10 protein-coding genes are annotated in these 13,045 nt (G+C 54.5%); 3 read left to right on the top strand and 7 right to left on the bottom strand.

Features of this window, described 5'->3' with window-relative positions:
* The first annotated feature begins 143 nt into the window (after window positions 1-143).
* Complete coding sequence (ettA, locus tag ACSF8X_RS05320; protein ID WP_047879726.1) at window positions 144-1,811, top strand: energy-dependent translational throttle protein EttA; 1,668 nt, start codon at window positions 144-146, stop codon at window positions 1,809-1,811.
* 93 nt (window positions 1,812-1,904) lie between these two features.
* Here the strand turns inward: ettA and radA are convergent, their stop codons facing one another.
* Window positions 1,905-3,296, bottom strand: coding sequence for a DNA repair protein RadA (gene radA / locus ACSF8X_RS05315; RefSeq protein ID WP_500850855.1), 1,392 nt, complete (start codon window positions 3,294-3,296; stop codon window positions 1,905-1,907).
* A gap of 142 nt (window positions 3,297-3,438) precedes the next feature.
* Between radA and ACSF8X_RS05310 the strand changes: the two genes are divergently transcribed.
* The gene (locus tag ACSF8X_RS05310) at window positions 3,439-5,793 is read left to right on the top strand and encodes a PilZ domain-containing protein (RefSeq protein WP_500850854.1); all 2,355 of its coding nucleotides are present in this window, start codon (window positions 3,439-3,441) and stop codon (window positions 5,791-5,793) included.
* Between the two features lie 13 nt (window positions 5,794-5,806).
* Here ACSF8X_RS05310 and serB read toward each other — a convergent pair whose 3' ends face one another.
* The gene (gene serB / locus ACSF8X_RS05305) at window positions 5,807-6,763 is read right to left on the bottom strand and encodes a phosphoserine phosphatase (RefSeq protein ID WP_500850853.1); all 957 of its coding nucleotides are present in this window, start codon (window positions 6,761-6,763) and stop codon (window positions 5,807-5,809) included.
* Between the two features lie 249 nt (window positions 6,764-7,012).
* Between serB and ACSF8X_RS05300 the strand changes: the two genes are divergently transcribed.
* Entirely contained in the window at window positions 7,013-7,624 is a 612-nt protein-coding gene (locus tag ACSF8X_RS05300; RefSeq protein ID WP_047879722.1) for a YtjB family periplasmic protein, read from the top strand.
* Between the two features lie 93 nt (window positions 7,625-7,717).
* Here ACSF8X_RS05300 and deoD read toward each other — a convergent pair whose 3' ends face one another.
* The 5 genes from deoD to ACSF8X_RS05275 form a co-directional block, all read right to left on the bottom strand.
* The gene (gene deoD / locus ACSF8X_RS05295; RefSeq protein WP_047879721.1) at window positions 7,718-8,440 is read right to left on the bottom strand and encodes a purine-nucleoside phosphorylase; all 723 of its coding nucleotides are present in this window, start codon (window positions 8,438-8,440) and stop codon (window positions 7,718-7,720) included.
* 140 nt (window positions 8,441-8,580) lie between these two features.
* Window positions 8,581-9,801: a phosphopentomutase gene (locus tag ACSF8X_RS05290; protein ID WP_500850852.1), complete on the bottom strand. Its 1,221-nt coding sequence runs from the start codon at window positions 9,799-9,801 to the stop codon at window positions 8,581-8,583.
* Between the two features lie 11 nt (window positions 9,802-9,812).
* The gene (gene deoA / locus ACSF8X_RS05285) at window positions 9,813-11,141 is read right to left on the bottom strand and encodes a thymidine phosphorylase (RefSeq protein WP_047879719.1); all 1,329 of its coding nucleotides are present in this window, start codon (window positions 11,139-11,141) and stop codon (window positions 9,813-9,815) included.
* Between the two features lie 212 nt (window positions 11,142-11,353).
* The gene (gene deoC, locus ACSF8X_RS05280) at window positions 11,354-12,127 is read right to left on the bottom strand and encodes a deoxyribose-phosphate aldolase (RefSeq protein WP_500850851.1); all 774 of its coding nucleotides are present in this window, start codon (window positions 12,125-12,127) and stop codon (window positions 11,354-11,356) included.
* A 488-nt stretch (window positions 12,128-12,615) separates the two neighbouring features.
* On the bottom strand, window positions 12,616-12,786 hold the full coding sequence (locus ACSF8X_RS05275) for a XapX domain-containing protein (protein WP_047879770.1): 171 nt from the start codon (window positions 12,784-12,786) through the stop codon (window positions 12,616-12,618).
* Window positions 12,787-13,045 lie beyond the last annotated feature (259 nt).

Raw genomic sequence — 13,045 nt, 5'->3', positions numbered from 1 at the left:
TTCAACCACCCAATTCGCGACCTAGCTCCACAGCCCTCTTACCCAGCACACTCTCTTACCATTTATTTTGCACATAGCTGTTAAACTTATGTCCAGAACAGGTAAAATACCCCTTTATTTGAATTTTAGAGATCGCAACGGCTATGGCTGAATACGTCTATACCATGTCGCGCGTGGGCAAAATCGTCCCACCAAAGCGCCAAATCCTAAAAGATATTTCATTGAGCTTCTTCCCGGGTGCCAAAATCGGTGTTTTGGGTCTGAACGGCTCGGGTAAATCGACCCTTCTACGCATCATGGCCGGTATCGATACCGATATCGAAGGTGAAGCGCGCCCGCAAACCGGCCTGAAAGTTGGCTACCTGCCACAGGAACCGGTACTGGACGAAGAGAAAACCGTTCGTGAAGTTGTCGAAGAATCTGTCGCTGACGTGAAATACGCTCTGACCCGCCTTGATGAAGTCTACGCGGCCTATGCCGAACCAGACGCTGACTTCGACAAGCTGGCCAAAGAGCAAGGCGAACTGGAAGCACTGATCGCCACCAAAGACGGCCACAACCTAGACATGCAGCTAGAGCGTGCCGCCGATGCCCTGCGCCTACCTGAGTGGGACGCGCAAGTGAAATTCCTGTCCGGTGGTGAGCGTCGCCGTGTGGCAATCTGTCGTCTGCTACTAGACAAGCCAGACATGCTGCTGCTTGACGAACCAACCAACCACCTGGATGCAGAATCAGTGGCATGGCTGGAACACTTCCTTGTTGATTACAGCGGTACTGTTGTGGCTATCACCCACGACCGTTACTTCCTAGACAACGCAGCTGGCTGGATCCTGGAACTTGACCGTGGTGAAGGTATTCCATGGGAAGGTAACTACACCTCATGGCTAGAGCAGAAAGACGCGCGTCTACAACAAGAAGCGTCTCAAGAGAGAGCTCGTCAGAAGACCATCGAGAAAGAACTAGAGTGGGTTCGCCAGAACCCTAAAGGTCGTCAGGCAAAATCGAAAGCGCGTATGGCTCGCTTCGAAGAGCTGAACACCACCGAACACCAGCGCCGTAACGAGACCAACGAACTGTTCATCCCGCCAGGTGAGCGTTTGGGCGACAAGGTTATCGAAGTACAGAACCTGACCAAGTCGTTTGGTGACCGCGTGCTGATCGACGATTTGTCATTCAGCGTGCCTAAGGGTGCGATCGTCGGCATCATCGGTGCCAACGGTGCGGGTAAATCGACCCTGTTCAAGATGCTGAGCGGCGCAGAGCAGCCTGATTCAGGCACCATCGAACTGGGCGACACTGTGAAGCTGGCGTCTGTGGATCAGTTCCGCGACAGCATGAACGACAACAACACGGTATACCAGGAGATCTCGGAAGGTGCGGATATCATCCGTATCAACAACTTCGAGCTTCAGGCCCGTGCCTACGTATCTCGCTTCAACTTCAAGGGCAGCGACCAGCAGAAGCGCATCGGCGAACTGTCTGGCGGTGAGCGCAACCGTGTTCACCTAGCGAAGCTGCTTAAAGCGGGCGGCAACGTATTGCTACTCGATGAACCGACCAACGACCTGGACGTAGAAACCCTACGTGCACTGGAAGAAGCACTGCTTGAATTCCCTGGCTGTGCCATGGTGATCTCGCACGACCGTTGGTTCCTTGACCGTGTTGCAACCCACATCCTTGACTACCGTGACGAAGGTCAGGTTAACTTCTTCGAAGGTAACTACACCGAGTACACTGACTGGTTGAAGAAAACACTGGGTGCACAGGCTGCCGAGCCACACCGCATCAAGTACAAGCGTATCGCCAAGTAATCTTGCGACATGCCGGCGTCGGGCAAACCCTGCGCCAACAAAAAACCGGGCTTGGCCCGGTTTTTTTATAGCTGGAAATCCAACCGCCATGTATCAGGCAGGGTTGCAGATCCGGTCGAACGCCGACAGCGCCTCCTGCAGATCTTCCACCGCAATAATTTCGATCCCCGGCACCTGACGGCTGGCGTTGGCCTTGGGGATAATCGCGCGGGTAAAGCCCTGCTTGGCCGCTTCGCGAATACGCTCGATACCATTGGCTGCCGGGCGGATATCGGCATTAAGGCCGATTTCACCGAACACCAGCACATCCTGCGGGATCGGTGCGTTCTTGAAGCTGGAGAAAATCGCCAGCAGCACCGCGAGATCCGCCGAGGTCTCCTCGATTTTGATCCCGCCGACACAGTTGACGAAGATGTCCATGTCCGACAGCATGATCCCGCCGTGGCGGGCAAGTACTGCAATCGACATCGCCAGACGGTTCGAGTCATAGCCCACCGTCAAGCGGCGCGGGTTCTCGGTCACCGAGCTGTTGCACAAGGCCTGAATCTCCACCAACAACGGGCGCGTCCCCTCCCAGAGGGTGGTACAGGCCGAACCGGCATGGTTCTTGTTGGAGCGGCTGAGGAAGATCGCCGACGGGTTCTTAACCTGCTTCATCCCGGTTTCGGTCATGGCAAAGAAGCACGACTCGGAATCGGCACCGAAACGGTTCTTCGAGGTACGCAGCACCCGGAACTTCTCATCCGAGGTCGACGACAGCGAGAACAGGCCATCGACAATGTGGATCAGCTGCATCGGGCCTGCCACATTCGAGTCCTTGTTGATATGGCCGACAATCATGAAGGTCACCCCTTTAGTCTTGGCAAAACGGGTCAACGCCGCTGCCGACTCCTTGACCTGACTCGGACTACCCGCCGCCGAATCGTTGTGGGCCACGGTCATAGTCTGGATCGAGTCGATAATCACAAACTCGGCCTTCTGCGCCGTGACATGAGCCAGGATCTGCTCCACCGAGGTTTCCGCCACCACGCTGATATTGTCGAGGTTAGGCGTACCCAAGCGCTTAGCGCGCTGAGAGATCTGGTGGATGGATTCCTCGCCGGACACATACAGCGATGACTTGGTCGCCGCCACCGAACCGATGCTCTGCAATAGCAGGGTCGACTTACCCGCACCCGGATCACCGCACAGCAACAGCACCGAGCCCGGCACGATACCGCCACCGAACACCCGGTCAAGCTCGCTGACACCCGAACTGTAGCGCGGCAGATCCTTGCTCTCAACTTCCGACAGCTTCTGAACCTGAGTCGTCCCACCCGCGTAACTGCTGGCTGCGGCAGCGCCGCCCCCTACTGCCGCACGGGTCTTGGGGATCGTGAACTCAGTAATCGTGTTCCATGCCGCACATGCGCTACATTGTCCCTGCCAGCGCGGAAAATCAGCGCCGCAATCACTACACACATAGGCACGTTTGGTTTTCGCCATGTTTCAACCTTACATCATATAAACCGAACGTATTGCGCCACAAAATCGACGTAATACAAAAAACTCAACGCAAAAAGATGACATACTCAGCTTTTGCGGCAAAATAACGATATTAAACGAAATACCTGCGAACAAAAGAACAATGTTGCCTGACGAATACAAAGGACCGCTCGAGCAGTTGATCCCGGTTTACGACAGCGAAGACTTCGAAAACATCTTCCTGCAGATGGCCGCCGACCTAGACGGCCCGACCCGGCTCAAAATAAAAATGGAACTCCACCGGATCATGGCCCTCAACCACAAAGCCGTCGACCTACGCGGCCGGGTCAAAGGGGAATGTCGGCCATACCAACTCCACGGCAAGCAACACTGGCTTGATGATGTCGCCATCAACATCTACCAGAACCGGATCGGTATATTCGGCGGGAGATTCAGGGTCGGCCTCTACGAAGAGCTGCACAATACCCGCAACAACTTCCGGGTCCTGCACCAGAACGGCGAGCTCTACCCGACCGAAACCGAAATCGCAGCCAGTGACGATCCGCAGTTCGATGCGACCCTGATCCGTTTCGGCCACTACCTAAGCCGCAACGAAAACCGGCTGCAAATCGCCACTCAGGCCGTACTTTCCCTGCCGTTCGGCCAAGTGGTCAACGCAACCACCAGCGATATTTCCTATTCCGGTGCCAAGTTCAAGGTCCCTGCGTCCTTCAACTACCAGCTGGGCATGGATATCCACGTCAGCTACCCAGATCTCGCGCGCCAGATCCAGGCCCCGAAGCTCGACGACAACACCCTGTGCTACCGGATCATCGGCCTTGAAGACAACAATGACTGCGCCAGCAACAAATGGCTACGGGTCAGGTTGCTCGGCCACGAAGGGATCATCAAAGACGCTATCAACAGCTACCTCAACCAAACCGCCAACCGCGCCAAGCAGAACCATAACGACAAGGTCCTGCAGGCCCGCACCCGCGGCTACGAGCACTGCTACCTCAAACACAGTGCCGGGTTGCCGCTGTTTTTCTCGGGCAACACCTTGGAATATGCCCTGCTCACCCAGCACAACCGCCCTATCTGGCAATATTGGCACGACGAGCGCCACCAACCGGTGATCAACCAGCTGTTCTCTCCCGAGCGACTGGCCAACCTCGCCCGTCCCGGCATGACATATTCCTCAACCCTGCTCTACAGCTTCGGCCACGAGTACAACAACCGCAGCTATTTCTATTCCGCCGCCCTGTCGGAGCTGGACAGCGACGAGCGCGAATTGTTCTGGTACCTCGGTGCCCAGCGCAGCAGCTGGCGGGTCTACCGCCTGACCTTGCAGGCCGTGATGCCGGACGATATCGAGCAGCTCAAACACCTCGCCCCCGACATGGTCGAGCAGATCAAGACGCTGACCCATATCGGCCTACTGCAAGATCTCAGCAACCCCGAGTCCCAGCAGGACTACCGGATGGGTAACCGCCCAAGGCTCCCACCAAGTGCCCTCAACCGGTTCCGTCACCAACGCAACCCGGTTGCCAGTGCCAAGGGAGTCTTTTTCGATCCCAAGCCGCAGCGCAGTGAAGAGCGCTTCCTTTATGGCACTCCGATCACCCTGCGCAGCGACACCCAGCAGATCGCCGGGCGGAGTATCGACTTTTCCTCGCGCGGCCTGAACATCCAGCTCAAGGAACCGGCCATGCTGCGCCGGGGCGACACCGTCGCTATCAGCTTCCCCCGACTGCAGACGATCAACAAGCAGTTTCCGCTCAGCGAGATCCCGTACCAGATCATGCGCATCAGCCCGGATCAGCTCAACATCCGGCTGCAAACCGGGGACGGCCGGATCGCCAAGAGCGGCGAGAGCTTCCTGCGCAAGCTGATCAAGCACAACGAGCTGAAACTGGTTGTCAGCGAAGAGCGCCTGCCACGCGGCGAGCTCCTGCTGGCCATGCACCGGATGCTATTGCGCCGCCTCAACAGCGTGCCCTATTTCACCGAGAAGGTGGATCACAAAATCCGGCTCAAGGCGATCGGCAGTAATACCCCGTTCCCCGAGATCATCAAACTGTTCCAGCCGCTCAACGACGGGGATAGCTATAGTCTCAAGTCACTGTTCCGTAATCGGATCAAAACCATGCTGACGGAAACCATGCGCCCCGTAGAAGTACATACGCCGTTCAGCCACGATCTCTACTGCCACGCGCGCTACCGCGACGGCAAACTGATTGAAACCCAAAGCAAACTGCACAGGGAATTTGCCGACAATGATGCCCGGATCAAATTTATCCGCGAGGCACAGGAAAACGGCATATTTATGGCGCTGAAGATCACAGCAGTACCGGTACACAGCCCGATGACCGCCCTGATCAGTCAGGAAATCGGTGAGCTGGCACGGTTGACGATGCACCGTGCCAAAACGTTGGAGTCTGAGCTCAGCGAGCTCGTTGGGTGCGGCGAGATCATTGATATCACCGACGAAGTTCTGCTGCGCCTAGGCGCTAATTAACATTTAATTGAGCTTAACCAGACCAACCCAGTTGCTGGGGAACCAGCGATGCCGAGAGGATGCAGACCAACCCGCCCAAATCGGCAAAGCGGATCGCCACCGGTGACTCAGCTTCCACCCGTGGCTTGGCGTGATAGGCCACGCCAAGCCCCGCGGCGTGGATCATGGCCAAGTCATTGGCACCGTCACCAATGGCCACCGTGTTGTGCGGAGCTATATCGAGCTGCGATGCTAGATTGCGTAGGATCGATGCCTTGGCCTGGGCGTCAACAATCTCGCCCTCTACGTTGCCAGTCAGCTTACCATCTTCGATCCCAAGGGTGTTGGAACGTGCCTCGACCAACCCAAGCTCGTCGCGCAGGTAGTCAGAAAAGTAGGTAAAGCCCCCCGAGGCAATCGCCAGTTTCCAGCCCCGAGCCTGTAACGTTGCCACCATCTCACGAAGCTCTGGCATCATCGGCAACCGCCCGCGAACCTCGGCCAGAATGGCTTCGTCAGCCCCTTTCAGCGCCGCGACCCGTTCACGCAGACTTTGGGCAAAATCCAACTCGCCCTGCATCGCCCGCTCGGTCACTGCTGATACCTGCTCGCCCACGCCTGCCAATGCGGCAATTTCATCGATGCACTCAATCTCGATAGCCGTCGAGTCCATATCCATCACCACCAACCCCGGCTCGCGCAAGTCCGGCGCATCTCGCAAATCTGCGATATCAAGCTGCTGTGAGACAACACCCTGCTCAAGCTGCAAATCATAGGGATTGGCCACCAGCAAACAGTCGTAGCGGCCAACTTTCCATGCCGCCACAATCTGCAACGGCTCACCGGTTACCCGTTCAACCGCCGTCAAGGCCGCCGGTTGAATTGCCTTACCGTAAATCAAGGTCGTCGCCCGATACCGCTCACGATTATCCGCAGCAACGACCTCGGGGAATCGCGCCAGCAATGTGGTATGTTTCCTAATTTTCAGCACCTGTAAACCATCCGTGTTCTTCTCCGTATAGGCTATACGTTAACCTATATGTCCAAGTGACCTCAAGATGCGTGTTTAAGCAACAAAGGATTGCCTCTCATCACGCCAAACCCCAGCACCATCGTTCACAGTACGCCGATTAGCCGATTTATTCTTTGCTTACGCCCAAATAGCCGCCATAATGCCAAGAGCTTTACCCTAGAGACCTAATTTTGTACCCAATGGAGTGCCGCCGCACTGGGCAAGACAATGAAAGTAAAAAAATCCCGATTTATCAAAGCCTGGCAGCTATTCGTTCTCTTTGGCTGCTTGGCGGCCGTGCTAACCATGCTGGAATACGGCGCTGATCTTACCAAGCGCAACTATCAGGCGCTGAGCGACCAAACCCAACAGCTATCGCGAATGGCAGTGAGGCTAGCCGCAGAAACGGCCGCACCGAATATCGTCGAGAAAAACCAAGAACAGCTCCAGCAACTGGTCGAGCAGCTCACCGACGAACCGCTGATCCTCGATGCCACCCTCTACGAGCTGGAAGGGGCAACGATTGCCAGAAGCCAAAACGCGCTACCACTGGAAATGATCACCGGCCTGTCCACCCCGCTCTCTATCGCCAGCCAAGGCCGCCAACAGCTGGTCGAGCCGGTCATGACCGAGCATCAGGTCGTGGGCTTTTTGCGAATTACCCTAGAGCATGACAAACTGCTCGCGGCTACCATCAGCCGAATAGACTATGTCACCAACGTGATCCGGGCCATGATTATCAGCGCACTGATGATCGGCTTCCTGCTGGCCTTCACCTTCGGCCGCCGCAAGGACATCTGGCACTTCCCGTTCCTGCTCACGGCCAATACCAAAGACTAGCCAGCGGCACACCGCATCTTCGGTATAAATGACAGACATAAAAAAAGCTTGGGTTGCCCCAAGCTTTTTTTCGCCATCAAATTCGCGTATCAATTACGCGTTTTTGTCGCCTAGCAGAACAGACTCAAGCGCGATTTCGATCATCTCGTTGAACGTCAGCTGACGCTCTTCAGAAGTTGTCGCTTCGCCGCGCAGGATGTGGTCAGACACAGTACAGATAGTCAGGGCTTTCGCACCGAACTCAGCCGCAAGGCCGTAGATACCCGCCGCTTCCATCTCAACACCAACGATGCCGTACTTCTTCATAGTCTGGAAGAAATCGAAATCTGGGTTGTAGAACAGGTCAGCAGAGAAGATGTTGCCAACTTTAACGTCAACACCTTTCGCCTTCGCTGCTTCAACTGCGTTCTGAACCATATCGTAATCAGCCAGTGCCGCGAAATCGTGGTCACCGAAACGGATACGGTTTACTTTAGAGTCAGTAGAAGCACCCATACCGATAACAACATCGCGCAGGTTCACATCGTCGCGTACCGCGCCACAGCTACCAACACGGATGATTTTCTTCACGCCGTAGTCTTTGATCAGCTCAGTCGCGTAGATAGAGCATGATGGGATACCCATACCGTGGCCCATTACAGAGATCTTGCGACCCTTGTAAGTACCGGTGTAACCGAACATATTACGAACGTTACAAACTTCTTTGGCATCGTCTAGGAAAGTCTCAGCGATGTACTTGGCGCGAAGTGGGTCGCCCGGCATCAGTACTACGTCTGCGAAATCGCCCATTTCAGCGTTAATGTGAGGAGTTGCCATCGTTAATTCCTTAATAGTTATGTTGGTATAGCACTGAATGATTTTACCAACATCAATGTCAATTAGTCTCTTGTTGGCTGCTTCAATCTAGCACAAATATAGACCGAAACAGCCAATCTGAAGGCTTTACAGCAAGCAAATTACAAGAATGACTTACCGTATTCCATATCAGTGATACCGAAGTGCGCTGCTAGCGACTGACCGATATCGGCAAACGTACCCAAACGACCCAGTGAGCCCGGCTTCACCTTAGGACCAGCAACCAGAACAGGGATATGCTCACGGGTGTGGTCTGTGCCCGGCCATGTTGGATCACAACCGTGGTCGGCAGTGATAACCAGCACGTCATCTTCTTTTAGCAGAGCCAAAATCTCTGGCAGGCGCGCATCGAAGTACTCAAGCGCAGCCGCGTAACCAGCAACGTCACGGCGGTGGCCGTAAGCTGAGTCGAAGTCAACGAAGTTGGTGAACACGATAGTGTTGTCGCCCGCTTCCTTGATCTGCTCCAGTGTCGCCTCGAACAATGCAGGGATACCGGTTGCCTTCACCTTCTTGGTGATACCGCAGCCAGCATAGATATCAGAGATCTTACCGATAGAGACAACGTTGCCGTTCTTCTCTTCTACCAGCTTCTGTAGCACAGTCGGTGCTGGCGGCTCGATAGACAGGTCACGACGGTTGCCGGTACGCTCGAACTGGCCCTTGCCAGCGCCGATGAACGGACGAGCGATAACACGGCCGATGTTGTAGTCTTCCAGCTCTTCGCGCACGATCTGGCACAGCTCAAGCAGGTTGTCCAAGCCGTAAGTTTCCTCATGGCAGGCAATCTGGAATACTGAGTCGGCAGAGGTGTAGAAAATCGGCTTGCCGGTCTTCATGTGCTCTTCGCCAAGATCGTCAAGTACCTGAGTACCCGATGCATGGCAGTTACCTAGGTAACCCGGCAGCTTGGCACGCTCTACGATGCGGTCCAACAGCTCCTGTGGGAAGCTGTTGCTGTGGTCAGTAAAGTAACCCCAGTCAAACAATACAGGTACACCAGCAATTTCCCAGTGACCAGACGGAGTATCCTTGCCCGATGACAGCTCTTTGGCATGGCCGAATGCACCGTTGAACTCAACGCCCTGCTCCAACCCTTCAGGGAAGTAGCCCGATGACTCCTCACACGCCTTGCCCAAACCCAGTATGTTCAGGTTAGGTAGCTTCAGTGCGCCGCTGCGGTTGCCGTTGTCGGCTTCGCCGCGGGCACAGGCTTCAGCGATGTGGCCAAGGGTGTTTGCACCCACATCACCAAATTTGTCGGCGTCTTCCGTTGCGCCAATACCAAATGAGTCCAGTACCAGAATAATCGAACGTTTCATCGGGATCTCCCTTAACAATCTTCTAGACGAATACGGCGGTAGACAACCGGAGTCGGCTCTGGTTGGGTATCGGCAATCGTAATCGCTGCACGTACCGCTTTCGCAGCCTCTTCCCACTGCGCTTCGTTGCGCGCGTGGATCACAGCCAGCGGCTTGTCTGCGCTGTCGCCAAGGCGAATCATGTCGCTTAGGCCCACAGCGTAATCAATCTTGTCGCTTGGTACACGGCGGCCACCGCCCATACCTACCACAGCCATGCCTAGGGCACGGGTGTCCATCGCGTAAACGTAACCTTCTTGCTGCTCGGCATATACCGGCTTGGCAATTTCAGCCGTTTCCAAGTAGTTGTCGTAGTTTGCCATAAAGTCAGCCGGGCCACCCAAGCCAGCAACCATCTTGCCGAAGCATTCTGCTGCCTTGCCGCTGTCCAGACCTTCCTGAAGCTTAACCATTGCCTGATCAAGATCTTCTGCCAAACCACTGTTTATCAACATTTCAGCACACAATGCCATAGTCACGTCAAATAGACGAGGGTTACGGTATTCACCGGTCAGGAATTGCACGGCTTCGCGAACTTCGAGTGCATTACCAGCAGTTGATGCCAACACCTGGTTCATGTCTGTCAGCAAAGCTGTGGTCTTAGTGCCCGCACCATTGGCTACCGCAACAATAGACTTGGCCAGCTCTTCAGATGCCTCGTAAGTCGGCATGAATGCGCCAGAGCCAACCTTCACGTCCATCACTAGCGAGCCAAGACCGGCAGCCAGCTTCTTAGACAGGATAGAAGCGGTGATAAGAGAGATATTGTCAACCGTCGCCGTTACGTCGCGAGTCGCATATACACGCTTGTCAGCTGGAGCCAAGTCGCCAGTCTGGCCGATAATCGCCACGCCTGCATCCTTGGTCACCTGACCGAATACTTCGTTGCTCGGGGTGATGTCGTAGCCAGGGATCGCTTCAAGCTTGTCCAGCGTACCACCCGTGTGGCCAAGGCCACGACCAGAAATCATCGGAACGTAACCGCCACATGCCGCCACCATTGGGCCAAGCATCAGGGACGTCACGTCGCCCACGCCGCCTGTCGAGTGCTTGTCGACAATCGGACCATCGAAATTCATGTGGCTCCAGTCGATAACCATGCCAGAATCACGCATCGCACAAGTCAGGGCAACACGCTCGTCCATAGTCATGTCATTGAAGAAAATCGCCATTGCGAAAGCGGCAATCTGGCCTTCCGATACGGTATCTTTGGCAACGCCCTGGATGAAGAAGTTGATTTCGTCAGCAGTCAGTTCGATGTTGTCACGTTTCTTGCGGATAATTTCTTGTGGTAAATACATGGTATTCCCCGTTTTTCATTCTGTAGGGTGGTGAGACGCTTTACCCTGGCAACTCAGTTACATCGGGCCTTTCAGTGATTCTCAGGCATAAGGGTGCCGTCCCATTGCGTTGCGCCGCAGCAGGCAAGAACCAAACAGTAAAGCATCACGGGTATTGGGTCGGTCAAAAGACCTAAAAACAAGGTGGCCTGAGCCACCCTGTCGAGAAAAGATTAGTAGCCGCCTTCAGCCGCTTTTTCGCCTTCGCCCAGCGTGTGAAGCAGGTTAGCTAGCAGGCTAGAAGCACCGAAGCGGTAGTGCATGTTGTCTGCCCACTCAGCGCCTAGGATACGGTCAGCCATATCTAGGTACTGCTGTGCGTCTTCAGCGGTACGTACACCACCTGCAGGCTTGAAGCCAACAGTCTTAGCTACGCCCATGTCGTTGATCACGTTCAGCATGATCTCAGCGTATTCTGGTGTTGCGTTTACTGGCACTTTACCAGTAGAAGTCTTGATGAAGTCAGCGCCAGCTTTGATTGATAGCTCAGAAGCTTTCTTGATCAGCTCTTCAGTCTTCAGCTCGCCAGTTTCGATGATCACTTTCAGCAATACATCGCCACACGCTGCTTTACACTGCTTAACTAGCTCGAAACCAACTTCTTCGTTGCCAGCCATTAGCGCACGGTATGGGAATACCACGTCAACTTCGTCTGCACCGTAAGCTACAGCGGCTTTTGTTTCAGCTACTGCGATTTCGATGTCGTCGTTACCGTGAGGGAAGTTAGTCACAGTCGCAATGCGAACTTCTGGCGTACCCTGCTCGCGCAGCTGCTTCTTAGCAACTGGGATGAAACGTGGGTAAATACAGATAGCTGCTGTGTTGCCTACAGGCGTCTTAGCGTTCTTACAAAGCTCGATCACTTTCGCATCAGTGTCATCATCGTTAAGCGTTGTAAGGTCCATTAGTTTAAGTGCACGCAGTGCAGCAGCTTTTAAATCGCTCATGACTTTCTCCAGTCCAGTTAATTTCTACCAAGCTTATACTCGGCCCGCCCTTCCAATCCGGAAATATGCAGCGTCGCCAAAGTATGCGAAAACTGTTCCATACGTCTGGTTGCAGTTTCTTGTGCCACCACCAAACGGCCCGCAACGCGAACAGTTTTCCCGACTCTCTACCGAGAGTTGCGGGGTTTACGGACTTGCTCCCTGAAGACTCAGGCCACCAACGCGAGTTCGGTATCCTGATTGCTTTCCCTGTCACCGTGCAAACCAAGCCAAACCTGATCTGCCGAAGGTTGCCCAGCGATATATGCTGCCTCTCGCAACATGAATAATACCCACTGAAACAACACGAATCTGTTTGTGATGGTGCCTGTCAATAATACCAAGCCAGCCGCCCACTCACCATGAAAGTTACGTTTCCCAGAGTCGACAATGTGTTTACCGGAAGAAAAACACCAACAACAACATTGGGTAAGCAACCACGCCTATTGTCAGGTAAAAAAGCGCTCTACGATCCACTGATAGGCAATCCCGCCACCGTAGACCCCGACTATCCCCATCACCCCGGACAATACCGGTGGCGCTGGAATCGGAAGTTTAAGCGCTGAAAACAGCACACCAACAATAAACCCTGCCGCCAAGGCCAATAAGACTTCACTCATCACCACACCCTCTGTCTCTATTTCAAACACAGTTAGTGTAGTCTCCTCGACAACGAAAGTAATGCTAACAAAGGCAATGTCGAGAAAACGGAGCGCAATCGATTTTATCGGATAAGAATAGACAAGCCTGTTTCATGTTTACCTAATCTGTTGACTCGATGAACACACGCGCCATGCCGCGCACTATGCCGCGCACTATGCCGCGCACTATGCCGCGCATGCAGCCCGCACACCTGTCCAAGCACCGCCTTCGAGCCAG

It is taken from the genome of Photobacterium panuliri, assembly GCF_059920555.1.
This window is presented reverse-complemented; position numbering and strand designations above follow the sequence as displayed.

What these genes read in the sequence shown, in the direction of transcription:
- ettA (WP_047879726.1), top strand. Translation starts at nt 144, where the DNA reads ATGGCTGAATACGTCTATACCATGTCGCGCGTGGGCAAAATCGTCCCA.
- radA (WP_500850855.1), bottom strand. Translation starts at nt 3,296, where the DNA reads ATGGCGAAAACCAAACGTGCCTATGTGTGTAGTGATTGCGGCGCTGAT.
- ACSF8X_RS05310 (WP_500850854.1), top strand. Translation starts at nt 3,439, where the DNA reads ATGTTGCCTGACGAATACAAAGGACCGCTCGAGCAGTTGATCCCGGTT.
- ACSF8X_RS05300 (WP_047879722.1), top strand. Translation starts at nt 7,013, where the DNA reads ATGAAAGTAAAAAAATCCCGATTTATCAAAGCCTGGCAGCTATTCGTT.
- deoD (WP_047879721.1), bottom strand. Translation starts at nt 8,440, where the DNA reads ATGGCAACTCCTCACATTAACGCTGAAATGGGCGATTTCGCAGACGTA.
- ACSF8X_RS05290 (WP_500850852.1), bottom strand. Translation starts at nt 9,801, where the DNA reads ATGAAACGTTCGATTATTCTGGTACTGGACTCATTTGGTATTGGCGCA.
- deoA (WP_047879719.1), bottom strand. Translation starts at nt 11,141, where the DNA reads ATGTATTTACCACAAGAAATTATCCGCAAGAAACGTGACAACATCGAA.
- deoC (WP_500850851.1), bottom strand. Translation starts at nt 12,127, where the DNA reads ATGAGCGATTTAAAAGCTGCTGCACTGCGTGCACTTAAACTAATGGAC.
- ACSF8X_RS05275 (WP_047879770.1), bottom strand. Translation starts at nt 12,786, where the DNA reads ATGAGTGAAGTCTTATTGGCCTTGGCGGCAGGGTTTATTGTTGGTGTG.